General features: G+C 70.9%; 26 protein-coding genes and 3 tRNA genes. 14 read left to right on the forward strand and 15 right to left on the reverse strand.

Going from position 1 to position 23,600, the window contains the following annotated elements; genetic code table 11:
- Positions 1 to 24: 24 nt before the first annotated feature.
- From AC5WRL_RS25275 to AC5WRL_RS25295, 5 genes are all read left to right on the forward strand, one after another.
- On the forward strand, positions 25 to 1,617 hold the full coding sequence (locus tag AC5WRL_RS25275; protein ID WP_496090971.1) for a hypothetical protein: 1,593 nt from the start codon (positions 25 to 27) through the stop codon (positions 1,615 to 1,617).
- 33 nt (positions 1,618 to 1,650) lie between these two features.
- Positions 1,651 to 2,547, forward strand: a complete 897-nt coding sequence (locus AC5WRL_RS25280) for an aldo/keto reductase (RefSeq protein WP_496090972.1) — start codon at positions 1,651 to 1,653, stop codon at positions 2,545 to 2,547.
- A 211-nt stretch (positions 2,548 to 2,758) separates the two neighbouring features.
- On the forward strand, positions 2,759 to 4,252 hold the full coding sequence (locus tag AC5WRL_RS25285; RefSeq protein ID WP_496091038.1) for a N,N-dimethylformamidase beta subunit family domain-containing protein: 1,494 nt from the start codon (positions 2,759 to 2,761) through the stop codon (positions 4,250 to 4,252).
- A gap of 105 nt (positions 4,253 to 4,357) precedes the next feature.
- A complete protein-coding gene (locus AC5WRL_RS25290) occupies positions 4,358 to 5,272 on the forward strand; it encodes a phosphoribosylaminoimidazolesuccinocarboxamide synthase (protein WP_496090973.1) in 915 nt (304 codons plus the stop codon).
- A gap of 122 nt (positions 5,273 to 5,394) precedes the next feature.
- The gene (locus AC5WRL_RS25295; RefSeq protein WP_496090974.1) at positions 5,395 to 6,081 is read left to right on the forward strand and encodes a helix-turn-helix domain-containing protein; all 687 of its coding nucleotides are present in this window, start codon (positions 5,395 to 5,397) and stop codon (positions 6,079 to 6,081) included.
- Between the two features lie 34 nt (positions 6,082 to 6,115).
- Here the strand turns inward: AC5WRL_RS25295 and AC5WRL_RS25300 are convergent, their stop codons facing one another.
- Complete coding sequence (locus tag AC5WRL_RS25300; protein WP_496090975.1) at positions 6,116 to 7,624, reverse strand: MFS transporter; 1,509 nt, start codon at positions 7,622 to 7,624, stop codon at positions 6,116 to 6,118.
- Between the two features lie 181 nt (positions 7,625 to 7,805).
- Here AC5WRL_RS25300 and AC5WRL_RS25305 point away from each other — a divergent pair, with 181 nt between their 5' ends.
- The gene (locus AC5WRL_RS25305) at positions 7,806 to 8,309 is read left to right on the forward strand and encodes a MarR family winged helix-turn-helix transcriptional regulator (RefSeq protein ID WP_496091039.1); all 504 of its coding nucleotides are present in this window, start codon (positions 7,806 to 7,808) and stop codon (positions 8,307 to 8,309) included.
- Positions 8,310 to 8,518: 209 nt separating this feature from the next.
- On the opposite strand, the gene AC5WRL_RS25310 is transcribed toward AC5WRL_RS25305, so the two are convergent.
- From AC5WRL_RS25310 to AC5WRL_RS25345, 8 genes are all read right to left on the reverse strand, one after another.
- Positions 8,519 to 9,124, reverse strand: coding sequence for a response regulator transcription factor (locus AC5WRL_RS25310; protein WP_496090976.1), 606 nt, complete (start codon positions 9,122 to 9,124; stop codon positions 8,519 to 8,521).
- Complete coding sequence (locus AC5WRL_RS25315) at positions 9,121 to 10,608, reverse strand: sensor histidine kinase (protein WP_496090977.1); 1,488 nt, start codon at positions 10,606 to 10,608, stop codon at positions 9,121 to 9,123. The genes AC5WRL_RS25310 and AC5WRL_RS25315 overlap by 4 nt, the downstream gene beginning before the upstream one ends.
- Before the next feature lie 34 nt (positions 10,609 to 10,642).
- Positions 10,643 to 11,452 carry an ABC transporter permease gene (locus AC5WRL_RS25320; protein WP_496091040.1) on the reverse strand — a complete coding sequence of 270 codons (810 nt, stop codon included), beginning with the start codon at positions 11,450 to 11,452 and terminating at the stop codon, positions 10,643 to 10,645.
- 86 nt (positions 11,453 to 11,538) lie between these two features.
- Entirely contained in the window at positions 11,539 to 12,468 is a 930-nt protein-coding gene (locus AC5WRL_RS25325; protein ID WP_496090978.1) for an ABC transporter ATP-binding protein, read from the reverse strand.
- A 150-nt stretch (positions 12,469 to 12,618) separates the two neighbouring features.
- A tRNA-Gly gene (locus tag AC5WRL_RS25330) sits at positions 12,619 to 12,691 on the reverse strand.
- A 62-nt stretch (positions 12,692 to 12,753) separates the two neighbouring features.
- Positions 12,754 to 12,825, reverse strand: a tRNA-Gly gene (locus tag AC5WRL_RS25335).
- A 45-nt stretch (positions 12,826 to 12,870) separates the two neighbouring features.
- Positions 12,871 to 12,942, reverse strand: a tRNA-Gly gene (locus tag AC5WRL_RS25340).
- A gap of 100 nt (positions 12,943 to 13,042) precedes the next feature.
- Entirely contained in the window at positions 13,043 to 13,360 is a 318-nt protein-coding gene (locus AC5WRL_RS25345; protein WP_496090979.1) for a histone-like nucleoid-structuring protein Lsr2, read from the reverse strand.
- Positions 13,361 to 13,757: 397 nt separating this feature from the next.
- On the opposite strand from AC5WRL_RS25345, the gene purS reads away from it, so the two are divergent.
- From purS to purL, 3 genes are read left to right on the forward strand one after another with little or no spacing between them, the layout of a single operon-like run.
- Positions 13,758 to 14,024: a phosphoribosylformylglycinamidine synthase subunit PurS gene (purS, locus tag AC5WRL_RS25350; RefSeq protein WP_496090980.1), complete on the forward strand. Its 267-nt coding sequence runs from the start codon at positions 13,758 to 13,760 to the stop codon at positions 14,022 to 14,024.
- Positions 14,021 to 14,701: a phosphoribosylformylglycinamidine synthase subunit PurQ gene (gene purQ, locus AC5WRL_RS25355; RefSeq protein ID WP_496090981.1), complete on the forward strand. Its 681-nt coding sequence runs from the start codon at positions 14,021 to 14,023 to the stop codon at positions 14,699 to 14,701. Before purS ends, purQ begins: the two co-directional genes overlap by 4 nt.
- Positions 14,698 to 16,953 (forward strand): phosphoribosylformylglycinamidine synthase subunit PurL, encoded by a 2,256-nt coding sequence (gene purL / locus AC5WRL_RS25360; RefSeq protein ID WP_496090982.1) that lies wholly within the window; start codon positions 14,698 to 14,700, stop codon positions 16,951 to 16,953. Before purQ ends, purL begins: the two co-directional genes overlap by 4 nt.
- Before the next feature lie 64 nt (positions 16,954 to 17,017).
- On the opposite strand, the gene AC5WRL_RS25365 is transcribed toward purL, so the two are convergent.
- Positions 17,018 to 17,785: a sulfite exporter TauE/SafE family protein gene (locus tag AC5WRL_RS25365; protein ID WP_496091041.1), complete on the reverse strand. Its 768-nt coding sequence runs from the start codon at positions 17,783 to 17,785 to the stop codon at positions 17,018 to 17,020.
- 71 nt (positions 17,786 to 17,856) lie between these two features.
- Here AC5WRL_RS25365 and AC5WRL_RS25370 point away from each other — a divergent pair, with 71 nt between their 5' ends.
- Positions 17,857 to 18,540, forward strand: coding sequence for an ArsR/SmtB family transcription factor (locus AC5WRL_RS25370; RefSeq protein ID WP_496090983.1), 684 nt, complete (start codon positions 17,857 to 17,859; stop codon positions 18,538 to 18,540).
- Here AC5WRL_RS25370 and AC5WRL_RS25375 read toward each other — a convergent pair.
- Positions 18,535 to 18,729 (reverse strand): hypothetical protein, encoded by a 195-nt coding sequence (locus AC5WRL_RS25375; protein ID WP_019431944.1) that lies wholly within the window; start codon positions 18,727 to 18,729, stop codon positions 18,535 to 18,537. The two genes, AC5WRL_RS25370 and AC5WRL_RS25375, sit on opposite strands and share 6 nt — an antisense overlap.
- A gap of 144 nt (positions 18,730 to 18,873) precedes the next feature.
- The gene (locus AC5WRL_RS25380) at positions 18,874 to 19,320 is read right to left on the reverse strand and encodes an ATP-binding protein (protein ID WP_496090984.1); all 447 of its coding nucleotides are present in this window, start codon (positions 19,318 to 19,320) and stop codon (positions 18,874 to 18,876) included.
- Positions 19,321 to 19,496: 176 nt separating this feature from the next.
- Between AC5WRL_RS25380 and AC5WRL_RS25385 the strand changes: the two genes are divergently transcribed.
- The 4 genes from AC5WRL_RS25385 (at position 19,497) to AC5WRL_RS25400 (ending at position 21,948) form a co-directional block, all read left to right on the forward strand.
- Complete coding sequence (locus AC5WRL_RS25385; protein ID WP_496090985.1) at positions 19,497 to 20,390, forward strand: helix-turn-helix domain-containing protein; 894 nt, start codon at positions 19,497 to 19,499, stop codon at positions 20,388 to 20,390.
- Between the two features lie 10 nt (positions 20,391 to 20,400).
- Positions 20,401 to 20,607, forward strand: a complete 207-nt coding sequence (locus tag AC5WRL_RS25390) for a DUF397 domain-containing protein (RefSeq protein WP_496090986.1) — start codon at positions 20,401 to 20,403, stop codon at positions 20,605 to 20,607.
- A gap of 67 nt (positions 20,608 to 20,674) precedes the next feature.
- Positions 20,675 to 21,691: a trypsin-like serine peptidase gene (locus AC5WRL_RS25395; RefSeq protein ID WP_496090987.1), complete on the forward strand. Its 1,017-nt coding sequence runs from the start codon at positions 20,675 to 20,677 to the stop codon at positions 21,689 to 21,691.
- A gap of 56 nt (positions 21,692 to 21,747) precedes the next feature.
- Positions 21,748 to 21,948 (forward strand): hypothetical protein, encoded by a 201-nt coding sequence (locus AC5WRL_RS25400; protein WP_496090988.1) that lies wholly within the window; start codon positions 21,748 to 21,750, stop codon positions 21,946 to 21,948.
- On the opposite strand, the gene AC5WRL_RS25405 is transcribed toward AC5WRL_RS25400, so the two are convergent.
- Genes AC5WRL_RS25405 through AC5WRL_RS25415 form a run of 3 tightly spaced genes read right to left on the reverse strand, consistent with a single transcriptional unit; the run spans position 21,949 to position 23,501 of the window.
- Positions 21,949 to 22,794: a helix-turn-helix domain-containing protein gene (locus AC5WRL_RS25405; protein ID WP_496090989.1), complete on the reverse strand. Its 846-nt coding sequence runs from the start codon at positions 22,792 to 22,794 to the stop codon at positions 21,949 to 21,951.
- Positions 22,778 to 23,302: a DUF6879 family protein gene (locus tag AC5WRL_RS25410; protein ID WP_496090990.1), complete on the reverse strand. Its 525-nt coding sequence runs from the start codon at positions 23,300 to 23,302 to the stop codon at positions 22,778 to 22,780. The genes AC5WRL_RS25405 and AC5WRL_RS25410 overlap by 17 nt, the downstream gene beginning before the upstream one ends.
- Positions 23,286 to 23,501 (reverse strand): hypothetical protein, encoded by a 216-nt coding sequence (locus tag AC5WRL_RS25415; protein ID WP_496090991.1) that lies wholly within the window; start codon positions 23,499 to 23,501, stop codon positions 23,286 to 23,288. Before AC5WRL_RS25415 ends, AC5WRL_RS25410 begins: the two co-directional genes overlap by 17 nt.
- Positions 23,502 to 23,600 lie beyond the last annotated feature (99 nt).

Genomic DNA, 23,600 nt, shown 5'->3' on the forward strand with positions numbered 1-23,600 from the left:
GGCACGGCGGCGGAGGGCAGGGGCATGGGGCAGCGGCAGCAGCACAGGGCCACACACTCCGCACGCGACCACGCGCTGGCCGTGCTGCGCGCGCGCAACAGCGCGCTGGCGCTCGCGCTGCTCCCGGGCGCCGTCGCCGTCGTACTGTTCGCGGCCGGTTCCGGCGTTCCCGACGCCGTACGGTGGCCGGTCGCCGGCGCCGGGGTCCTCGCGATCGCGGTGGCCGCCGCCGTCAGCGCGCTGATCGCCCGCGCCCGGCCCGCCGTCACCCCCACCGTCGAGGTGCCCGAGCGGGCCGCGCCCGCTCTGCACCATCTGATACGGGACCTCGCCGACCGCCTTGCCGTACCGCACCCCGGGGGGATCGCCCTCACCCCGGACTGCGACAGCTGGCTGGAGGAACGGCCCCGCACCCGGGATACGGGTGACCCCCGCCCCGCGCCCACGGATGACAACCGTGCCCCGGTTCTGGTGATCGGTTCCCCCTTCCTGTGGTGGATGCGGGTCAGCGAGCTGCGCGCCCTGCTCGCGCCCGTCGTCGCCGGTACCGGGCCCTCCGCACACCCCGACATCGCCGCCGCCCGCCGCTGCGTGCGGGGCTGGGACGCCACTGTCGGTCTGGCCGCCGCCACCTCGCCCGTACGGCGTCCGCTGCTCGGCTTCGCCGCCCTGGTCTCCCGGCTGCTGCTGCGCGCCGCCGGCACCCACGCCGCCGAGATGGAACGCGGGGTGGCCGCCGCCGCCTCCGCCCGCGCGCACGGCGTCGACCACGGGGTGCGGATGGCCGCCCAGGAGCAGGTCGGCCTCGCCTACGCGGGCTGGGACCGGCTGCTGACCAAGGTCGCGCTGCCCGCCTGGCGGGTGGGCCGCTGGCCGCGCCGGCTCAACGCCGGTGTGGTGTCGGCCCTCACCGAGCTGTCCCGCCGGGACCGGCTCGCCCCCGAGGGGTTCGCCTCCCGGCTCGGCGAGCGCCCCGCCTGCGATCTGCTGGAGGAGCCCGGCCGGGTGGACGAGGAGATCTCGCTCCTCGCCGCCCGGCTCTTCCACGGCGGCCCCGACCACGACGGCGCGCCCTGGGCGCCGCTGGACTGGTCCGCCTACCCCGAGGAGGTGGTGGACCGCATCTGGCGGGACCGCGCGGCGCGGCTGTTCGCGGCGCTCGACGCCGAGGAGACCCCCACCCTGGCCCGCGCGCTCAGCGGGCTGACCGAGGCCGCGGCCGGCCCGGGTGGCCCGGACGCGCTGGCCGCCAGGATCGGCGCCGCCACCCCGGCCCGTACGGCCGCGGCCCCGCCGTCGGCCGCCGGCGGCGGCCAGCCGGGCGTGGCGGCCCCGCTCGGCTTCCCGGCCCAGCCGCCGCCCACCGGCCGCGAGCTGCTGGTGGAGCATGTGGCCGCCGCCGTGTGCTGCGCGGCGGCCGACACCACCGGGGCCGCCCCGGCGCTGGACTGGCTGGACGGGCCGGTGCTGCGGTCCGGCAGCCCGCGCCGCCGCGCCGATCTCAAGCGGCTGGGCGGCTGCGTGCACAGCCTGGTGGACGAGGCGGACCCCGAGCCGCTGAGGGAGTGGCTGACGGCTGCCGGGGTACGGGCTGACAAGCCCGTGCGGCTCGTCTGACTCGGGCGGGTGCGCGAGGGGTAGGGACGACGGATGGGATCGAACAATTTTCTGATCGGCGGGGAGCTGAGCGTGGGGCGGCTCGGCTTCGGGGCGATGCGCCTGCCGAGCGGGCCGGGGCCCGCCCGGGCGGACGCGATCGCCGTCGCCCGGCGCGCCGTCGAACTCGGTGTCACTCTGATCGACACGGCCTATCTGTACGGTGGCGGCGCCAATGAGGAACTGCTCGCCGAGGCCCTGTACCCGTACCCCGACGGGCTGTTGATCACCACCAAGGTCGGCCTCACCCGCTCGGCGGCCACCGGTGAGTGGGCGCTCGACGGGCGCCCCGAGGTGCTGCGGGGGCAGGTCGAGCGGGCCCTGGGCCGGCTGCGCGTCGAGCGGCACGAACTGCTCCAGCTGCACCGCGTCGATCCGGAGGTGCCGCTCGCCGACCAGGTGGGCGCGCTGCGCGAGTTGCAGATCGAGGGCAAGATCGCCCGGATCGGGCTCTCCGAGATCACCGTCGCCGAACTGGGCGAGGCACGGGAGATCGCCGAGGTGGCGAGCGTGCAGAACCGCTACAGCGTCTTCGACCGCGGTCACGATCCGGTGCTGGCGGCCTGCGAGGCGGCGGGGATCGCGTTCCTGCCCTGGCGGCCCGTCGCGGACGGCACCGGCGGCACCGGCGGCACCGGCGGCACCGGCGGCACCGGCGGTGCGGGCGGCCTGCCCGGCCGGGCCGCCGCCGTGGCCGCGGTGGCCGCCGAACTCGGCGCCACCCCCGCCCAGGTGGCCCTCGCCTGGCTGCTGGACCGTTCCCCCGTCCTCCTCCCGATCCCGGGCACCACCCGGATCGCCCACCTGGAGGAGAACGTCGCCGCCCAGCGGTTCCGGCTGACCCCGGACCAGCGCGACCGGCTGAACCGGCCGGCCGCAGCCACCGCCTGAGCCGGTTCGGGGCTCCCTGTCCCCGGCCTGCCCCCGCCCCGTCCCCCGCCCCAACGCCCGCCCCCACACCCCCGCATCGCCGCCCGGACCGGGGAAGAGGCAATCAGCTCCAGCCATTTCACGACGAACGGTGACAACGCCCTCGCGATGTGTGATGTGCTGGTTCGGCAGTCGAGTTGGGGCGGAGGAGGGGACCTTGTCTGTGGGATCTCTGGGAACCGATCGGATCCGGCGGTGGGAGTCCGGTGCCTTGGCGCACGCCGTGTCCGACCCGTTCGGGCAGGGCCCGCTGCCCTGGCTGCGCGGCAGCGAGCACTACTTCGACGACACCGGCCGCGTCGTCCCGTGGTACGTGGACCCCGATGCCCAGGGGCTATGTTCCCCGGGCCGGCGGCGCGACGACCAGCCGCACTCGGGGCCCCGTACCCCCGATGACGTCGACTGCCAGATCAAGGGCTTCGCCCCGCAGAGCGCCGTCGCGCCCGGCCAGTCCATCGACTTCCGGGTCACCGTCAGTCCGCCGCAGGACTTCTCCATCGACATCTACCGGATCGGCCACTACGCGGGCGACGGCGCCAAGATGCTGACCCGCAGCCCCACCCAGCGCGGCACCCGCCAGCCGGAGCCGCTGCTCGCCGACCGCACCGTCTCCTGCCACAACTGGTGGCTGTCGTGGCGGCTCCAGGTCCCCGCCGACTGGCGCCCCGGCGCGCACGTGGCCGTGCTCACCACCGCCGATGGCCGGTTTCGTTCGCACGTACCTTTCACTGTCCGCGACGACCAGCCCGCCGATCTGCTGCTCCTGCTCCCCGACATCACCTGGCAGGCGTACAACCTCTTCCCCGAGGACGGCCGTACCGGCGCCAGTCTCTACCACGCCTGGGACAAGTCGGGCCATCTGCTCGGCGAGCAGGACGCCGCCACCACCGTCTCCTTCGCCCGCCCCTTCGCCGGCGCCGGTCTGCCGCTGCACGTCGGGCACGCCTACGACTTCATCCGCTGGGCCGAGCGCTACGGCTACGACCTCGCCTACGCGACCGCCCGCGATCTGCACGCGGGCCGGGTCGACTCCTCCCGCTACCGGGGGCTGATCTTTCCCGGCCACGACGAGTACTGGTCGGTCCCGATGCGCCGCGCCGTGGAGCACGCCCGGGACACCGGCACCTCCCTGGTGTTCCTGTCCGCGAACACCATGTACTGGCAGGTCGAGCTGAGCCCGCTGCCGTCCGGCGACGAGGACGGCCTGCTGCGCTGCCGCAAGCGCCACGGTCCCGGCCGTCCCGCCCTGTGGCGCGAGCAGGGCGAGCCCGAGCAGCTGCTGCTGGGCGTGCAGTACGCGGGCCGGGTGCCGCGCCCGTACCCCTTGGTGGTCCGCAACGCCGACCACTGGCTGTGGGAGGCCACCGGCGCCGGGGAGGGCGACGAACTTCCGGGCCTGGTCGCCGGGGAGGCCGACCGCTACTATCCGCGCACCGCGCTGCCCGCGAGCGACAGCCGGATTCTGCTCGCGCACTCCCCGTACCGCGACGAGTCGGGCATCCGCCGCCACCAGGAGACCTCGCTGTACCGCGCGCCCAGCGGGGCCTGGGTGTTCGCCTCCGGCACCTTCGCCTGGTCGCCCGCGCTGGACCGCCCGCAGCACACCGACCCCAGGATTCAGAAGGCCACCGCCAACCTCCTGGACCGCATCTGCAAACGCGACTGAGGGGGCCGGTCCCGGCCCCGGGCGCCGGTCACCTGGCGGTATGCGTGAGAATGAACGCCGCGTGGCCCATCCACCGACCCACCCTCTCAGCCGCCAGGAGGCACAGTGCCAGGATTCGTCACGAAGCCTGAGCCCGTGCGGGTGCCCGGTCTTGTGCATCTGCACACCGGGAAAGTCCGCGATCTCTACCGCAACGAGGCCGGCGAGCTGATCCTCGTCGCCACCGACCGGATCTCCGCGTACGACTGGGTGCTGCCCACCGAGATCCCCGACAAGGGGCGCATCCTGACCCGGCTGTCGCTGTGGTGGTTCGACCAGCTCGCCGATCTGGTGCCGGGGCATGTCATCTCCACCGAGGTCCCGGATGGGGCGCCCGCCGACTGGGCGGGCCGGGTGATGGTCTGCCAGGCGCTGGACATGATCCCGGTGGAGGCGGTGGCCCGCGGCTATCTCACCGGGTCCGGACTGGTGGAGTACGAGCGCGACCGTACGGTGTGCGGCCTGGCCCTGCCGCCCGGTCTGGTGGACGGCTCCGAGCTGCCCGCGCCGATCTTCACTCCGGCGACGAAGGCGGCGGTGGGGGAGCACGACGAGAACGTCAGCTACGAGGAGGTCGCCCGGCAGGTCGGCGCCGAGACGGCGACGCGGCTGCGGCAGGCCACCCTCGCGGTGTACGGGCGGGCCCGGGACATCGCGCGGGACCGGGGGATCATCCTGGCGGACACCAAGTTCGAGTTCGGGCGGCGGCCGGGCGGCGCGGCGGAGGACGAGCTGATTCTGGCGGACGAGGTGCTGACGCCGGATTCCTCGCGGTTCTGGCGGAAGGACGAGTGGGAGCCGGGCCGCCGACAGAATCCGTACGACAAGCAGATGATCCGTGACTGGCTGTCGTCCCCGGCCTCCGGCTGGGACCGTACGGGCGACACGCCGCCGCCCGTCCTGCCCTCGGAGGTCGTCGACCGGACCAGGGAGCGGTACGCCGAGGCGTACCGGCTGCTCACCGGCACCTCCTGGGACTGACCGCGCACTGTCAAGCGGGCCCCGGGCTGAGCAGTCCGGGGCCCACTTGGTAAAAAACCCCCAACAGGCATGCCACCGGGCTCGACCACCCCCGGTACCGCACCGCCCGAACGGGGATGAACATGCACGCCGGCACGGATCGCAGCAGCCAGCACAGCCCGCGCGACGAGCGGGTGGGCCGCATCGAGCGGCTCACCGACCCGGTGGCCATCCGCGACCGCATCGAAGAGCTGGTCCGCCACGCCCGCGCCGAAGTACTCACCCTGGCGCCGCACCCCGAGCTGTCCGCCGGTTATCTCACCTGGGTCCGCCCGCTCGCGCTGGGCTGCCTGCGCCGCGGGGTGGCCTTCCGTACGGTGATGCTCTGCGAGACCCTCGACGACCCGGCGACGGCCGGCTATCTGCGCGAGATCGAACGGCACGGCGCGCGGGTACGGCTGATCGCGCACGCCACCGAACGGCTGCTGGCCTGTGACGGCCGGGCCGTCGCGCTCCCGCTCGACACCGGGCCCGCCATCGAGCACGGGGCGCTGTTCACCGGGGAGCCCGCCGTGGTGGCCAGCGTGCGGGCCCTGTTCGAGCGCGCCTGGGCGCAGGCCACCCCGCTCACCCCCGCGCCGACCCCGACCGAGACCGCCCGGCTGATCCTGGCCGCGATGTGCTCGGGCGCCAAGGACGAGACGGCGGCGCGCGGCATCGGCGTCTCGGTGCGTACGTACCGGCGCCGGATCGCCCATCTGATGGACCATCTGAACGCGGGCAGCCGCGCCCAGGCCGCCCTGCTGGCCCGGGATCGCGGCTGGATCTGAGCGATCCGCGCCGGCGTCGGCTCCGGTGCCGGCGTCAGGCCGCGGCCCCGGCCCCGGCCTTCTCCGGCGACTCCTCCCGTGGCGCGCTCGCGGCCCCGGCGGCCCCGGTCCGCGGTCGCCCGCCCGGGATGAACACGGCGATCACGGCGGCCAGCAGCGCCGCCCCGCAGGCGATCGCGAAGCCGGTACGGAACCCGGTCAGCGAGGGCACCTCGGCCGTGCCGAAGGTGGTGCTGCTGTTCGCCAGCACCACCCCGATCGCCGCACCGGCGGTGCTGGTGCCGATCGACCGCATCAGGGTGTTCAGTCCGTTGGCGGACGCGGTCTCCGACGCGGGCACGGCGCCCATGATGAGGGTGGGCATCGCGGCGTACGCGATGGCGATGCCGGAGGTCACCACGCAGGAGAAGACGACGACCTGCCAGACTTCGTCCATCATGACCAGGCCGAGCCCGTAGCCGGCCGCGATCACGACCGAGCCGAGGATCAGCGAGGTCTTGGGGCCCCGGGACTTGGTGATGACGGCGGACAGCGGCGAGAAGACCATCATCATCAGACCGCCGGGCGCCATCAGCAGACCGGCGGAGACCATCGACTGGCCGAGCCCGTAACCGGTCTCCGCCGGCAGCTGGAGCAGCTGCGGCGCGATCAGCGACATCGCGTACATGGCGAACCCGATCACCAGCGCGGCGAGGTTGGTGAACAGCACCTGCGGCTTGGCGGTGGTGCGCAGGTCCACCAGCGGCTGCGGGGTGCGCAGCTCGTACCAGCCCCAGGCGAGCAGGACGAGCACCCCGGCCGCGAAGAGGCCCAGTGTGCTGCCGCTGCTCCAGCCCCAGTCGGCGCCCTTGGAGAGCGCGAGCAGCAGGCAGACCAGGCCGATGCCGATGCCGATGGAGCCGGCGAAGTCGAAGCGGCCGGGGGACCGTACTGGCGACTCGGGGACGAAGACGGCGATGAGGGCGAGGGCGAGGGCGGCGAGGCCGGCCGAGGCGTAGAAGAGGACGTGCCAGTCGAAGTTCTGCGCCACCAGCGCGGCGGCGGGCAGGCCGAGCGCGCCGCCGATGCCCAGCGAAGCGCTCATCAGGGCCATGGAGGAGGCGACCCGCTCGGGCGGCATGACATCGCGCATGACGCCGATGCCGAGCGGGATGAGGCCCATGCCGAAGCCCTGGAGGGCGCGGCCGGCGACCATCGGGACGACCGAGTCGGACAGCGCGCACACCAGTGAGCCGACGATGAGCAGCCCGAGGTTGACGAAGATGATCCGGCGCTTGCCGAACATGTCGCCGAGCCGGCTGGTGGTGGGGATGGCGACGGCGGCGGCCAGCAGGGTGGCGGTGACCACCCAGGAGGCGTTGGCGGTGGTGGTGTCGAGCAGGGTGGGCAGCTGGACGAGGAGCGGGACCACCAGGGTCTGCATCAGCGCGGTGACGATGCCGGCGAAGGCGAGCACCACGATGATGACGTTGGCCGACCCCTTGTCGACGGTGGGGGCTGCGGCGGCGGGCGGTGGCGGCGCTGCCGGGGTGGAGCTGGGCATGGAATACGGCCTCCGGGCGGAGTGGGAAGAGAACAGCCGGGCGGGGTGGGCTGCCCCGTCCATATTCATGCAGCATACATATGATGTGCATCATGCATATTTCGTTCGGGTGTGGAACGCTCGACCTTGGGATGTTCTTTAAGATCCACCAGGACCCGACGAGGAGGTAAACCCGGTGACGGTGCCCCAGCCCCAGCCCCAGCCCCAGTCGCAGGAACGGTTCGAGGGACTGCAACGCGAACTGCTGCTGCTCGCCCGGTACGAGCTGGCCAGCAGGCAGCGCGAAGGCGGCGGAATGCTGGAACGGTCGGCCCATCTGCTGCTCACCCGGCTCGCCGCCCAGGGCCCGATGACCATCTCCGAACTCGCCCAGGCGTTCGCCCTCGACACCTCCACCATCAACCGGCAGACCGCCGCCCTGCTGCGCGACGGACTGGCCCGCCGGGTCGCCGACCCCGAGGGCGGCATGGCGCGCAGGCTCCAGATGACGGAGGAGGGCGCCCGGCGGCTCGCCGACCGGGAACGGACCAGCCGCGAAGGGCTGGCCAAGGTGCTCGCCGAGTGGACACCGGCGGAGGTGCGCGCCCTGGAGGACGCGCTGACCCGCTTCAACCAGAGCATCGAGACCCACAGCGGGCGCTCCTGGCCCCGCCCGGCAGGCACCACCACGGCGACCGGGCGCTGAGCCCGCCGGCTACCGGTCCCGCTCCTCGGCCTCCCGCCGCGCGTCCTCCGCCCGGAAACCGCGCCAGGCGACCCAGGCGACGATGCCGATGGAGATCCCGAACACGATCAGAGTGGCAGTCGTCATGGCGGAGACGATCCTTTCGACGAAGAGAAGAGAAGAGAAGAGAAGAGGGGGAGCCGGGAACGGGAAGCCGGGCCGGCACCGGCTCAGATCCAGCCGCGTTCCCGCGCCAGCCGTACGGCGGTGTGCCGGTTCTCGGCGTGCAGCTTGGCCGCCGCCGAGGAGAGGTAGTTGCGTACGGTGCCCGGGGCCAGCGCGGCCCGCTCGGCGACCTCACTGATCGGCGCACCGTCCGCCGCCAGCTCCAGCAACTCCGTCTCGCGGGCGGTCAGCGGCGAATCGCCCGCGCTGATGGCGTCCGCCGCCAGCTCCGGGTCAATGTAACGGGTGCCCGCGTGCACCGTACGGATGATTTCCGCCAGTCGCCGCGCCGAGACCGTCTTGGGCAGAAACCCGCGCACCCCCGCCGACAGCGCCCGCTTCAGATGCCCCGGCCGGCCGTGCCCGGTCACGATCATCGTGGTGCACTCCGGCAGCTCCACCCGCAACCGGGCCGCCACCGCCACCCCGTCCGCGCCCGGCATCTGGAGATCAAGCACCGCCACATCCGGCCGCTGCGCCGCCGCCATCGCCAGCGCCTCGGGCCCCGAGGCGGCCTCGGCCACCACCAGCAGATCGTCCTCAAGCGCCAGCAACGCCGCCAGCGCGCCCCGGATGAGGTGCTCGTCGTCCGCCAGCAACACCCGGATCACGCCCCCACCACCCCCGCCGACGCGGCCCCCGGCTCCGCCACTGCGGACGGCTCCGGCTCCGGCTGTGCGGTGCCCGGTTCCCGCTCCACCGTCGGCGGCCGTGCCGGTTCCGCCGGCCGGCTCCGCCCCGCCGTCGCCGCTGCCGTCGCTGTCGCCGGCGTCGTCGCTGCCGCTGCCGTCGCCGTCGGTACCGGAACGGTCGCCGTCAGCCGGAACGAGCCGCCGGCCTCCCCGTACGGGCCCGCCGTCAGCGTGCCGCCCAGGGCCGCCAGACGGTCCCGCAGGCCCAGCAGGCCAGTGCCGGCCACGGAGGCTCCTCCAGGCACGCCGCCGCCCGCCCGTACTCCGTCGTTGTCCATCTCCAGCACCGCCGCGATCCCGCCGGGACCCGGCACCCGTACCCGGATCACACACCCCGCCGCCGCGTCCGCGTGCCGCAGCACATTGGTGGTGCCCTCCCGCACCACCCACCCCAGCGCGGACTGCACCGCCACCGGCAGCCCCGCACTGCCCCCGTCCTCGATCCGGCAGCCGATCCCCGCCGCCTCCAGTACCCCCCGCGCCCCCGCCAGCTCCGCGTCCAGATCCGCCTCGCGGTAGCCGCGCACCACCTCCCGCATCTCCTGCTGCGACTGCCGCGCGATCCGCTGCACCTCCGCCATCTGCTCCACCGCTGCCGCTGTCGCCGACGGTCCGCGCCCGGCCAACTGCGCCGCCAGTTCGCTCTTCAGCGCGATCACCGACAGATTCCGCCCCAGTACGTCGTGCATGTCCCGGCCGAACCGCAGCCGTTCCTCCGCCACCGCCAGCCGGGCCTCCGTCTCGCGCGCCGCGTCCAGCTTGTTCACCACCAGCAGCGTCCACGTCGTCACCCGGCAGGTGAACGCCATCAGCACCAGCATCGCCCCCGTCAGCAGCGTCAGCACCACCACGATCTGCCCGGGCACCCCGGCGAACGCGGACCCCGCGGCCATCGCGGCCATCACCACCGCCAGCGTCACCCCCATCTGCCGCATCGACAGCAGCAGCGAAGGACCGCCGGCGCCGAACGCGACCAGTGAGACCAGCACCCCCACCGTCGACATCGGCGCCTGCCAGGCCGCCACCGCGCCGAACACCAGCCCCGCGATCAGCAGCGAAAGCCCCGCCTGCGCGGCCAGCAGCCGCCCCGGCCACGACGCGCGGTCGCGCCCCTCGCTCAGATACCAGCGCAGCCCGGCCCGGGTGAGCAGCACATTGCCCCCGGTGTGCACCAGGATCAGCAGCCCGAGCGCCACCGCCACCGGCGGATCGCTGTCCGCGATCCACTGCGGCATGTTCAGCGGGACCGCGATCAGTTCCACGCCCGCGAAGGTGTACAGCGTGTACCGCGTGTACTGGGCCACCCGCGCCCGCTGGGTGCTGCCGATGAACCGGTCCACCCAGCCACCGCCGCCACCCGGCGCCGCGGTACCCGCCGCACCGGCCGTGCCCGCCGTACCCATGCCCCGCCTCACACCCCTCTCACACCCGCCCGGCTCACTGCCGAGGATCCCAGCGGAACCAGCGTCGTACAGCAAACACCGACAGACCGGTCCACACCACCGCCAGCAGCAGCGCCAGCCGCAGCTCGCCGTCCGGCATTCCGCCCAGCCAGCCACCGCGCACCAGCTCGATCACCGGCGTCATCGGCAGCACCCGGAAGACATTCGCCACCCCGTCCGGCATCGCGTCCAGCGGGACGAACAGGCCCGACGCCACCGCCGAGAGCATGAAGAATGGCAGGCTGGTGATCTGTGCGGCCTCCACGGTCCTGGTGAACGCCGCCGTCAACGCCGCCAGGCACACCATCAGCACCACCCCCAGCAGCACCCCGAGCACCAGCACCACCGGCTGCTCCGGCGCCCCCACATCGAGCAGCAGCGCCCCGGACACCACCAGCACGGCGATCTGCGCCACCGCCAGCACCGCCGACGGCAGCGCCGTGCCGGTCAGGATCTCGGCGTCCGTCACCTCCCCGGTGCGCAGCCGCTTGAGCACCCGCTCCTCGCGCCGCGCCACATAGGCGGCGATCGGGTTGAAGTAGGCCACCAGCAGCAGTACGAACCCGATGCCGCCGGTGAGCACCAGCTCCCCGACGCTCAGCCGGGTCTCCACCGAGTCGAGGTTGCCCGCCGAGGAGTACGACAGCAGCACCATGCCGACCGGCATCGCCAGGCCCATGAACAGCGCCGTGCGGTTGCGCAGCAGCAGCGTCAGCTCGGCCCGTCCCAGCGCCGCCATCCGCCGCAGCGACGCCTTGCTCGGCACCCCCAACAGCAGCCGCCAGGTGGCCGTACCCGTACCCATCCCGGCGTGCCCCCCGTCGTGCGGCGGCGTGTGCCGCGCCCCGTGCCGTACGCCCTGCGCCTCGGTCCGCGTCCCCGTACCGTGATTCACGCTCCCGCCACCTCCAGAAAGACTTCCTCCAGCGAGGCCGAGCGGGCATCCAGATCCGCCAGCTCCACCCCGGCCTCCCGCGCCCACAGCAGCACCTCGGTCAGCGCCCGCTGCAACTCCCGGGTACGGATCTCCACCCGCTGCCCGTCCGCCGCCGCCGGCACCGACAGCGGCAGCCGCTCGTGCCCCACCCCCGGCGGCAGCGTGAACCGGATTCTGGCCGGCTGCGCCTCCAGTACCTGGGCCGTCGTCCCCGACACCACGATCCGTCCCTCGCGCATGATCGCCAGCCGGTCGGCCAGCGCCTCCGCCTCCTCCAGGTAGTGCGTGGTCAGCAGCACGGTGGTGCCCGCGTCGCGCAGCTCGCCCACCAGCTGCCAGGTGCGCTGCCGCGCCTCCGGATCGAGACCGGTGGTCGGCTCGTCCAGGAACAGCAGCCCGGGCCGCCCCATCAGCGCCAGCGCCAGATCCAGCCGCCGCCGCTCACCGCCGGACAACTGCTTGACCCGTACGTCCGCCCGGTGCGTGAGCCCCACCAGTTCCAGCGCCTCGGGCACCGGCCGCGCCCCGGTGACGCAGCCGGCCCACATCCGGCCGGTCTCGGTGACCGTCAGATCGGCCGGGAAGCCGCCCTCCTGGAGCATCATCCCGATGTACGGGCGCACCCGGTCCCGGCGCCGGTACGGATCGTGCCCGAACACCCGCACCTCGCCACCGGTGGCCGGGGCGAGCCCTTCCAGCACCTCCACGGTGGAGGTCTTGCCCGCGCCGTTCGTGCCCAGCAGCGCGAACAGCTCGCCGCGCCGTACCTCGAAGTCCATCCCGCGCACGGCCTCGAAGCCGCCGGGGCCGGCCGGCCCGTACCGGCGGCGCAGCCCGCGCGCCTCGATCACCGTCGTGGTGCCCGTCGCATCGTCCTTGACCATGCTTCAAGGCTGCCGCCCCGGGCGGCCCGTTCCCCCTGCCGACTGTCATCGATCCCCATGACGAATGTCAGACCGGGGCCCGCCGCCGGCCCGCCCCGGCTCTCACAACGCCGAAGGGCCCGGTCTGTTGAGACCGGGCCCTTCATTCTGAGCGGACGACGAGATTCGAACTCGCGACCCCAACCTTGGCAAGGTTGTGCTCTACCAGCTGAGCTACGTCCGCCTGCGGCACCTACTGTACCTGATCCCCGAGGGGGTCTTGCACCAGGTACCGAGCTGCTGCCGAGCGGGTGACAGGAATTGCACACTGCGCCTCCCCCTTGGAAAGGGGGCGTTCTACTACTGAACTACACCCGCATCTCCACCGACTGGTGCGCAGAGACTACGCACCGGAGTGGATAGAGCGGGTGACAGGAATTGCACACTGCGCCTCCCCCTTGGAAAGAGGGTGTTCTACTACTGAACTACACCCGCGCATCCGCCTCGTTCGGGGCTTTTCCGGCCCCGCCCTTCGGCGTGATCCAGACTCTAGCCGATCACCGGGGGTCGTTGGCAAATCGGCTCAACGCCCGGATCAGTGAGCCTCGTTGAAGGCGTCGTAGACCTTGCGGGGGATGCGCCCGCGGGCCGGCACGTCGAAGCCGTTCGACTCGGCCCAGGCGCGCACCGCGCGCGGGTCCGGGGCCACCGAGGTGTGGTGGAAGGCCCGGCCCGACTTGGCGCGCTTGCGGCCGGCGGTCACATAGGGGGCGAGGACGGTACGGAGCTTCTCCGCGTTCGCCTCGCTGAGGTCGATCTCGTACGTCTTCCCGTCAAGCCCGAAAGCTACCGTTTCCGAGGCTTCCCCGCCGTCGATGTCGTCGGAGAGGGTGACCACGACGCGCTGTGCCATGGATATCGGTCCTTTCGGCGGGTATGCCCCGTACCTGACGTATCTGACGACGACGCCGGGCCGGAGTGCGCGCCGGCGTCGCGGGGCGTTCCCATGATCGGGAGCAAGGTGCTGTACTGCGGTACGGCGGTGCCGTGTTCGTTATTTGTACAACGACTGGCTTTTTCTGCGAAGCGCGAAGTCGCCCGGGGCGGAAATTCGGCCTCACGTGTCATGCCGCAATGGGGACCATACGGTTTTCCCGGCGCTTCTTGCAGGGGTTTCCGCCCCCGATACCTGAACGTGACCGATTCACGTCAGAGGCGGGGCCGGGTGCCGCGATGTCTACCCGTGTAGATTTGTCCGACAGGTACGCTGATGGGCAGCAGCGTCAGCACCAATCCCACCGGGAGTACCTGTGGCCCGCGTCGTAGTCGACGTCATGCTCAAGCCGGAGATCCTCGACCCCCAGGGCCAGGCCGTGCAACGCGCGCTGCCCCGCCTCGGGTTCGCCGGAATCTCCGATGTCCGCCAGGGCAAGCGTTTCGAGCTGGAGGTGGACGGCCCCGTCGATGAGGCCGCCCTCGCCCGGATCCGCGAGCTTGCCGAGACCTTCCTCGCCAACACGGTGATCGAGGACTTCGACGTACGCGTGGAAGAGCCCGCGGAAGAGGTCGCCCAGTGACCACCCGTGTGGGAGTCGTCACCTTCCCCGGCTCGCTCGATGACCGCGACGCCCAGCGCGCGGTCCGCCTCGCCGGCGCCGAGCCGGTCGCCCTGTGGCACCGCGACACCAGCCTGCACCAGGTGGACGCGGTGATTCTGCCGGGCGGTTTCAGCTACGGCGATTATCTGCGCTGCGGCGCGATCGCCCGTTTCTCCCCGGTGATGGAAACGATCATCGAGCAGGCCCGGGCCGGGCTTCCGGTGCTCGGGATCTGCAACGGCTTCCAGGTGCTGTGCGAATCGCATCTGCTGCCCGGCGCCCTCACCCGTAATGATCATCTGCATTTCATCTGCCGGGATCAGCGGCTGCGCGTCGAGAACGCCGACACCGCCTGGACCGCCGACTACACGGCCGGCCAGGAGATCACCATCCCGCTCAAGAACGGCGAGGGCGGCTACGTCGCCGACGAGCGCACCCTCGACGAGCTGGAGGCGGAGGGCCGGGTCGTCTTCCGCTACCTCGACCGCAACCCCAACGGCTCGCGCCGCGACATCGCCGGCGTCACCAACGCCGCCGGCAACGTCGTCGGCCTGATGCCGCACCCCGAGCACGCCGTCGAATCCCTCACCGGGCCCAGCACCGACGGTCTCGGCTTCTTCACCTCAGTCCTCAAGAAGCTGGTCGCCGCCTCATGACCCTCGACACCGTCAAGCACGCCGCCGCCACCCCCGACACCGAGCTGCCCTGGGCCGAACTCGGCCTCAAGCAGGACGAGTACGAGCGCATCCGCGCCATCCTCGACCGCCGCCCGACCGGCGCCGAGCTGGCCATGTACTCGGTGATGTGGTCCGAGCACTGCTCGTACAAATCCAGCAAGGTGCACCTCAAGCAGTTCGGCGAGAAGGCCCCGCCCTCCGACGCGCTGCTGGTCGGCATCGGTGAGCAGGCGGGCGTCGTGGACGTCGGCCAGGGCTACGCGGTCACCTTCAAGGTCGAGTCGCACAACCACCCCTCGTACGTCGAGCCCTACCAGGGCGCCGCCACCGGCATCGGCGGCATCGTCCGCGACATCATCGCCATGGGCGCCCGCCCGGTCGCCGTGATGGACCCGCTGCGCTTCGGCGCCCCCGACCACCCCGACACCAAGCGCGTCCTGCCGGGCGTCGTCGCCGGGATCGGCGGCTACGGCAACTGCCTGGGCCTGCCCAACATCGGCGGCGAGATCGTCTTCGACGACTGCTACCAGGGCAACCCGCTGGTCAACGCCCTGTGCGTGGGCGTCATGCGGCACGAGGACATCCACCTCGCCAAGGCGTCCGGGGCCGGCAACAAGGTCATCCTGTACGGCGCCCGCACCGGCGGCGACGGCATCGGCGGCGCCTCCATCCTCGCCTCGGAGACCTTCGAGGACGCGGACGGCAAGCCCGCCAAGCGGCCGGCGGTGCAGGTCGGCGACCCGTTCCAGGAGAAGCTGCTCATCGAGTCCACCCTGGAGCTGTTCGCCCAGGACCTGGTGGTCGGCATCCAGGACCTCGGCGCGGCAGGGCTGTCGTGCGCCACCTCCGAGCTGGCCTCCAACGGCTCCGGCGGCATGCGTGTCGAGCTGGACGTCGTCCCGCTGCGCGACTCCTCGCTCTCCCCCGAGGAGATCCTGATGAGCGAGTCGCAGGAGCGGATGTGTGCGGTCGTCGAGCCGGAGAAGGTCGAGCGGTTCCTCGCGGTGTGCGAGAAGTGGGATGTCATCGCCACCGTCATCGGTGAGGTGACGGACGGCGACCGTCTGGAGATCTTCTGGCACGGCGAGCAGATCGTGGACGTACCGCCGCGCACGGTCGCGCACGAGGGCCCGCTGCTGCACCGCCCGTACGCCCGCCCCGAGTGGCAGGACGCGCTCCAGGCGGACGACGCGGGCACGCTGCCGAAGCCGGAGACGGCGGAGGAACTGCGCGAGCAGGTCATGCGGTTGATCGCCTCCCCCAACCAGGCGTCGAAGGCGTGGGTGACCGACCAGTACGACAAGTACGTGCTCGGCAACACGGTGCTCGCCCAGCCGGAGGACGGCGGGATGATCCGGATCGACGAGGAGACCAACCTCGGCGTCGCGATCGCCACCGACGGCAATGGCCGGTACGCGAAGCTCGACCCGTACGCGGGCGCGCAGCTGGCGTTCGCCGAGTCGTACCGCAATGTGGCGGCCACCGGCGCCAAGCCGCTGGCCGTGACCGACTGCCTGAACTTCGGCTCGCCGGAGGACCCGGCCGTGATGTGGCAGTTCGCGGAGGCCACCCGCGGCCTGGCCGACGCCTGCCAGGCGCTGGGCACGCCGGTGACCGGCGGCAACGTCTCGCTGTACAACCAGACCGGCGAGCAGGCCATCCACCCCACCCCGGTGGTCGGCGTGCTCGGCGTGATCGACGATGTCACCCGCCGCACCCCCCACGCGTTCGAGGAAGCGGGTCAGCTGATCTACCTCCTGGGCGACACCGCCGAGGAGTTCGGCGGCTCGGCGTGGTCCCAGGTGATCCACAACCACCTGGGCGGCCTGCCGCCGAAGGTGGACCTGGAGCGGGAGCGGCTGCTGGCCGACATCCTGATCAGCGCGTCCCGTGACGGCATGATCGACGCGGCGCACGACCTGTCGGACGGCGGTCTGATCCAGGCGGTCACGGAGTCGGCGGTGGCCGGCGGGGTCGGCGCCCGGCTGGTCGTGCCGGATGACCTGTCGGTGTTCACGTTCCTCTTCTCGGAGTCGGCGGGCCGGGCGATCGTGTCCGTGCCGCGCAGCGAGGAGACCCGCTTCACCGACATGTGCGCGGCCCGTGGCCTGCCGGCGGCGCGGGTGGGCGTGGTCGACGGCGAGGCGATCGAGGTGCAGGGCGAGTTCAGCATCCCGCTGGCGGAGCTGCGCGAGGCGCGCGAGGCGACGCTGCCGGCGCTGTTCGGCTGAGAAGGCAGGACGGCCGGGCCCGTACGGTATTGCGCACCGTACGGGCCCGGCCGTCGTTCACCGCCTACCGCAGCACCAACTGCACGATGGCGACGGAGCCGACCAGCACGATGAACCCGCGCAGCACGGCCGGGCTGAGCCGCCGCCCGACCTTCGCGCCGAGCTGACCGCCGAGCGCGGAGCCGACGGCGAGCAGGGCGACGGCGGTCCAGTGGAAGTCGGCGAGGAAGAGGAAGAAGATCGCGGCGACGGTGTTGACGATCGCGGCGAGGACGTTCTTGACCGCGTTGAGCCGCTGCATGGTGTCGTCGAGCAGCATGCCCATCAAGGACATGTAGATGATGCCTTGGGCGGCGGCGAAGTAGCCGCCGTAGACGCTGGCGAGGGCGAGCCCGGTGGAGAGCAGCGGCCCGCCGTTGGGCCGGGCGGCGGTGCCGGTACGTTCCCGGCGCGCTCGCAGGGCCCGGCTGATCCGGGGCTGGAGGATCACCAGGACGAGCGCCAGCCCGACGAGCACCGGCACGATCCGCTCGAAGGCGGAGGCGGGCAGCGCGAGCAGCAGTGAGGCGCCGGTGACTCCGCCGATCAGGGCGCCCACCCCGAACCGCAGCACCCGCGGCAACTGCCCTTTGAGCTCCCGCCGGTACCCGATGGCGCCGCTGATGGAGCCGGGGATGAGCCCCATCGCGTTGGAGACCGTGGCGGTGACGGGCGGCAGCCCCACGGCCAGTAGTACAGGGAAGGTGATCAACGTCCCGGAGCCGACCACGGTATTGATGGCACCGGCTCCGAGGCCCGCACTGAAGACCGCGATCATCTCCGCCAGCGACATGCTCATGATCGGATCATAAAACCTGAACATTTCGGTGAGGACCGAAGGGTAGCGGGGCGACACTGGACCCCATGGACACAGCCCCCGATCTGGCCGCCGTGGCCCGGCTGCTGGCGGACGGCACCCGCGCCCGCATCTGCTGGGCCCTCCTCGACCGCCGCGCCTGGACCGCCACCGAGGTGGCACACCACACCGGGGTGGCCGCCTCGACCACCACCGAGCACCTCAACCTCCTCGTACGCGGCGGCCTGCTCACCCAGGAACGCCAGGGCCGGCACCGCTACGTACGGCTGTCCGACCCCCAGGTCGCCGAACTCATCGAAAACCTCGCCGCCCTGGCCCCCAACCGCCCCGCCCCCACCCCCTCCCTGTCCGGCGTCCGCCGCCACCGGGCGCTGGCCCACGCCCGTACCTGCTACGACCATCTCGCGGGAACGGTGGGGGTGGCCATCACGGACGCGATGACCGAACGCGGCCTGCTGGACTGGCAACGGGGCGTGCGGCTGACGGGCGACGGCGCGATCTGGCTCGCCGAACTGGGCATCCCGATGGACCCCGGCACCCGCCGCCCCCTGGTCCGCTCCTGCCTGGACTGGACCGAGCGCCGCCCGCACCTCGGCGGCGCGGTCGGCGCGGCACTGTGCCGCCACGCGCTGGAGTCGGGCTGGCTGACCCGCGACAAGCTGACCCGGGCGGTCACGGTGACGGAAACCGGCCGCGAAGCGCTGGCGATCTGCCTGTCCTTGAACCTATGACTCGGGGAACCGCCGCAGCGGACAGTGCGGACGACAGGCGTACAGCTGATACCGGTACCCCCACCGATCGAGCAGTGGCGGCCCCAACCGCCGTGCCATGGCGCCCAGATACCGATTGCACAGCACACAGCGGATGCCCATGAGCTGATGCGGCTGCAATCGCCGCAGGTCCGGCAACGGCTCGGTCATGGGCTCACCCCCTACGACGGGGCCCCGACCGCTCCCTGACCGCCTCGTCGTGCCACTTGCTGATGCGGTGATGAGCGACGGCGGCGAATGAGACGGAGACGAAGAAGGCGACTGCGAAGACTACGAGCATGACATCCTTCGACGTCACGCGACAGCCCCTCCAGGAGTGACCAGCTCGAACCACACGGCCTTCCCGAACGGATGCCGCCCCCCGAAGACTTCGCACCCCCACCGCGAGGCGAGCACCTGGAGCAGTACGACCCCCCGCCCCCGCTCCCCGAGCACGCAGTCGCCCGCGATGGGCACGGCCGGCACGGGGGCGGGGCAGTTGTCGAAGACCTCGACCCGGACGAGATCGGGCCGAATCGCGGTGATGAGTGAGACCTGCGGGGTGTTCGTATGCAGATACGCATTGCTGACCACCTCGGACACCAGCAACCGAACGGTATCCAGATCCACCCCGCACCCGGCCCGCTCCAGCAGCCAGACGACGTGGTCGCGGGACAGCCGCACGGCATCGGGCGTATTGCCGGTGATGAACTGATACGAACGCACCCCGGGAACCGGTGGTTTCAGCACAGCGACGCTCATGGGAGCGCCCTCCCTTGCCTCGATGAGTGGCCACGTGGCAGCAGCCAGGGGTTAAAAATAAATGCCAAATCACTTGTGCTGCAACGGAGAAGACAAACTTCACTCCTGTGAGTGAAGGCGGTGGATCTGTCGTGTCCGGGGCGGCAGACTGGGGCCGTACACAGGGAGGGAGTCCGATGGGACTGCGCGTCAACCCAAGCCAGCGCCAACGTCGTTTGGGTGTCGAGCTGCGGAGACTGCGAGAAGATAGCCGTCTGACCGGCACCAGGGCCGGGGCGGAGCTGGGATTCAGTCCTGCTCACCTGAACCACATCGAGTCAGGCCGAACGGCTATTCCTGTGCCGAAGATCAGGGCCTTCGCGGACCTCTACGGTTGCAAGAATGAACACCTGATCGATTCCCTGATCGCCATGAGCCAGTCCAACGGCCGAGGCTGGTGGTCCGAGTACCGCTTCCCGCCCCACACCGATGGGGCGCGCGATCTGGCCGAGCTTGAGTCGATGTCGGCCGGATTCCGCGTGGTCCAGTACCTGCATGTGCCTGGCCTGCTCCAAACGCCGGAGTACATGCGCGCGCTGTTCAACAGCGGACACCCGGGGGAACCCGAGGAGACACTGGAACGGTACGTCGACTTTCGGCTGCGCCGACAGCGGCTGCTCAAGGAGCCCCGACCCCCTGTGTTCCACGCTGTCATTCACGAGGCCGCGCTCCGGATGGAGTTCGTAGGCCGCGAGGTACTGCGCAGGCAGATCGAGCACCTGCTGGAGATGTCCAGACTGCCCAACGTGGAGATCCAGGTAATCCCGTTCCGTGCCGACGTCTACCGCGTCTTCATCCAGTCCTCGTTCACCTGCCACGACGCAGCAGTCCCCGAACTTGGCACGGTCTACGTCGAACACCCGACTGAGTCACCCTTCATCACCGGTCAGGCCAATCTTCGGCAATTCTCTGATGCATTCGCGAAGCTTGCAGCTGTCGCACTGCCGCCCATCGACATGGACCCTGGGAGTACTGTCCATGCCAGAAGAAACTCCCTCGGGTTGCTTCAGCGCCTCCTGTACGACTTGTGAAGGGAAGCCGATGTCCAGCCGCGCCTGGAGGAAGTCCAGCTTCAGCAATAGCAACGGCAACGGCGACTGCCTCGAACTCGCCGCGATAGCCAACGGCACGCTCCTCCTCCGGGAGAGCGACGACCCCGCCGTGGTCCTCGCCGTCACCAACCCGGCCCGTCTGGAGGCGCTGATGGCGGCCGTCAAGGGTGTTCGCCCGCCATTTCACCGGGGCTAGCCAACTGCTTCACCAAGTGCGCACAATCTTCTGTCGCTTCACGCAACTCCAAGCAGGAGGTTGATCCGTGAACCGCTTAAGACGCGCATGCCCGCCGTTGCTCGCCGCCACCCTGATGCTCTCCGCTCTCGCCGGGACCGCCTCGGCCGACGGCCGTACCGACCTCACCGCCAGCGAGACGGCCACCGCGCAGCTTTCCCCGGAGGCCGCCGGCCTCGCCGCCCGGGCCGGCGGCGACCCCACCGCCGCGGTGAAGGAGTACTGGACCCCGGAGCGGATGGCCAACGCCATCCCTGCCGACGACCTCCCACCGGCCGAATCGGACGAGACGTACGGCACGTACGCGCCGACCGACCGGGGCACCCCGGTGTCCATCGAGCCCGCGCCGCCGCTCGCACGTGAGGACGGCGACTTCACCGCCGCCATCAATGACTCGCCCGGCGTGGGCAAGGTGTTCTACACCAACCCGCGAACCGGCACGGACAGCTCGTGCACGGCCGGGGCCGTGAACAGCGACTCGAAGCAGATGGTGGTCACCGCCGGCCACTGCGTCATCGAGGGCGGCACCGGTACGGCCGGCCCGTGGATGTACAACTGGGTCTACGTACCCAGCTATCGCCGTGGATTCGACCCTTACGGCGTCTTCGTGGCCAAGGAGTTCCGGGCTTTCGTCGGCTGGATCAACAACAGCGACCGCACCCTGGACGTGGCCATGGTGACCACCTGGCCCAACTTCGGCCAGAAGCTCGTCAACGTCACCGGCGGCAACGGTCTGAGCATCAACTACAACCGCAATCAGGCCGTCACGGCGTTCGGTTATCCCGTGAACCGGGACACCGTCGCCGAGGTGCAGTGGTGGTGCCAGGGAACGACCGCCGGCGACTCGGACGGCAGGCTCAGGCTGGGCTGCAACTTCGGCCCCGGCGCGAGCGGCGGGCCCTGGCTGCGGGCCTTCGACGAGGGCTTGGGTCTTGGCTACATCAACGGCGTCTTCGCGACCCTCGACACGGTGGGCGTGAACCGGAGCCCGTACTTCGGTGACAGCGTCAAGGCGATGTTCGACGCCCAGGGCAGTGTGACGTAGTGACCCGCCCCTGTCCGCCCGGCTACCCTGCCACCGGGCGGACAGGGAGGATGCTCATGGGACCCACCACCAGACGCGCACTGGCCGCACTCGCGGGCGTGGCCGCCGGGCTTCTCGTCGGTGTGGCCGTGGGGGTGACCGTCGCCTCGTACAGCACCGCCGACGACGGAAGCACCGGCTACGCAACGAACGAGGACCCGTCCGACATCGATGACTACTGGACCCCCGAACGCATGAGAAACGCCAAGGGCCTCTGATCACCCACCCGCCGCCCGCCGACAGACCGCCGCCCACGCACCGAGCCGCGCCCGGGCCTCGTCCCCGAAGAGGGCTGCCTGCTCCAGGGCGGCGAAGGCATCGCGATAGGCGCGGATGTCTTGATGGTCACGGAGGACGAGGACTCCGGTGTCCGTCTCGACGGTGGCCAGCGAGCGGTCATAGACGGTGAACGTGTTCAAGGGCCGCACTGGGGTGGGTGATCCGAGCGGGATGACGCCGAGCCGGACACTGGGCAGACGGGTCAGCGCGGCAAGGTGGTCGATCTGCTCGGCAAGCTGATCAGGCCCGACCACCGGCCACCGTACTGCTTGTTCGGTGAGCAGAAAGCGAAAGCTCTTGGACCGGTCGTGGAGCACAGCCTTCCGTTCCAGCTTGGCCTGCACCGTGGGCTCGATATCACCAGGATTGTCGTCGAGGCTCGCACGCATGTACTCGGGCGTGGACAACAGTCCGGTGACCATGGAGAGCAGGAAGTAGCGCATTTCGGTCGACGTTGTTTCGAGCGCCTTCAAGTCGGTCTGTGCCGTGAGGATTCCCTTGCGATGGAGCTCTCGATGGTTCCGCCATTCGGTGTTGGCGATCCGTGCCAGTGCCAGAACGTCGGCGGCGGTATCGGCGGGCACATCAAGGGCGCGAAGAATGCGCTCTATGTCCATCAGGGAGGGGCGGATGCGCCCGGTCTCGATCCGGCTCACCTTCGACTGCGACATGTTGCAACGCGCGGCGAGCCGGTCTCCGGAGAGACCGGCTCGCTTCCGCAGGGACCGGAGCGTGTCGGCCAGCTCCTGCCCGGAACGTCTCAGTTGCTCAGGTTCGAAGGACACCCTTCACATACTCCGGGTACGGGATCGACTCCGCCAGCGCGATGCGCTGATACTCGACGAACGGCGCGGCGTCGCCGTCGTACAGTTCGCGGCTGATCTGGGTGCCGTCCTCCGCATAGTGCATGAGCACCACGGTCTTCCGATCGAACATCCAGAAGTCCCGCACGCCGGGCAGCGGGTTCTTCCGGTCGGTAATGTCGAGGATCCGGATATCGTCGCCTGCCGGCCAGTGCACATCGTAGGCAGTGAACTCAAATCGGAGGTATTCCGAGAGTGGGCGGGAGAGAATGTGTACCCGGCCCTTGGTTCTTCCCTCTTCGCGTTGACGCCGGAGTTCATCGACATAGCTGCTGTCGTCCCTGTTGTAGCCGTTGAACGTTCCGGCTTTGAATGCCGTGAAGTCCTCAGATTCCTGCGGCACCAGATACTGAGGAAGGGTTTCCAGTCGCCATGCTTCGAAGCGAACGCTCCGGAACATGGCTTGCCACTCTTCACCATCCAAGAACACGAAATGCCTCCCGGAGTACCGTCTCGGGGATCTCGACAAGAACTTCCCCGTCGGGGGGACGGAAGCCGTCAAAGAGGTTGCCCTGGATGATGAAAGAACCGCGGTCGGTGGCGTAGACGTTCGGACAGTCGTTCCTGCCGCACTTGTCGTCGCCGTTCCCATTGCCCGTGAGCCTCGTGAGCCCCACCTGCTCGGACATGCGAAACCTCCTGGTCCGTGGCCCAGTTGGGACCACCCCAGGGACCCTACGCCTTGTGATCAGCCACTGTCCATGTGAGATGGCGGCTATGCACGTAGT

The organism is Streptomyces sp. NTD107, assembly GCF_059510435.1.

Coding starts and splice junctions, on each gene's coding strand:
- AC5WRL_RS25275 (WP_496090971.1), top strand. CDS start 25: ATGGGGCAGCGGCAGCAGCACAGGGCCACACACTCCGCACGCGACCAC.
- AC5WRL_RS25300 (WP_496090975.1), bottom strand. CDS start 7,624: ATGCCCAGCTCCACCCCGGCAGCGCCGCCACCGCCCGCCGCCGCAGCC.
- AC5WRL_RS25400 (WP_496090988.1), top strand. CDS start 21,748: ATGGGACCCACCACCAGACGCGCACTGGCCGCACTCGCGGGCGTGGCC.
- AC5WRL_RS25370 (WP_496090983.1), top strand. CDS start 17,857: ATGGACACAGCCCCCGATCTGGCCGCCGTGGCCCGGCTGCTGGCGGAC.
- AC5WRL_RS25325 (WP_496090978.1), bottom strand. CDS start 12,468: ATGGTCAAGGACGATGCGACGGGCACCACGACGGTGATCGAGGCGCGC.
- AC5WRL_RS25390 (WP_496090986.1), top strand. CDS start 20,401: ATGTCCAGCCGCGCCTGGAGGAAGTCCAGCTTCAGCAATAGCAACGGC.
- AC5WRL_RS25380 (WP_496090984.1), bottom strand. CDS start 19,320: ATGAGCGTCGCTGTGCTGAAACCACCGGTTCCCGGGGTGCGTTCGTAT.
- AC5WRL_RS25320 (WP_496091040.1), bottom strand. CDS start 11,452: ATGGGTACGGGTACGGCCACCTGGCGGCTGCTGTTGGGGGTGCCGAGC.
- AC5WRL_RS25280 (WP_496090972.1), top strand. CDS start 1,651: ATGGGATCGAACAATTTTCTGATCGGCGGGGAGCTGAGCGTGGGGCGG.
- AC5WRL_RS25365 (WP_496091041.1), bottom strand. CDS start 17,785: ATGTCGCTGGCGGAGATGATCGCGGTCTTCAGTGCGGGCCTCGGAGCC.
- AC5WRL_RS25315 (WP_496090977.1), bottom strand. CDS start 10,608: ATGGGTACGGCGGGCACGGCCGGTGCGGCGGGTACCGCGGCGCCGGGT.
- AC5WRL_RS25385 (WP_496090985.1), top strand. CDS start 19,497: ATGGGACTGCGCGTCAACCCAAGCCAGCGCCAACGTCGTTTGGGTGTC.
- AC5WRL_RS25345 (WP_496090979.1), bottom strand. CDS start 13,360: ATGGCACAGCGCGTCGTGGTCACCCTCTCCGACGACATCGACGGCGGG.
- AC5WRL_RS25375 (WP_019431944.1), bottom strand. CDS start 18,729: ATGACCGAGCCGTTGCCGGACCTGCGGCGATTGCAGCCGCATCAGCTC.
- AC5WRL_RS25415 (WP_496090991.1), bottom strand. CDS start 23,501: ATGTCCGAGCAGGTGGGGCTCACGAGGCTCACGGGCAATGGGAACGGC.
- purL (WP_496090982.1), top strand. CDS start 14,698: ATGACCCTCGACACCGTCAAGCACGCCGCCGCCACCCCCGACACCGAG.
- AC5WRL_RS25295 (WP_496090974.1), top strand. CDS start 5,395: ATGCACGCCGGCACGGATCGCAGCAGCCAGCACAGCCCGCGCGACGAG.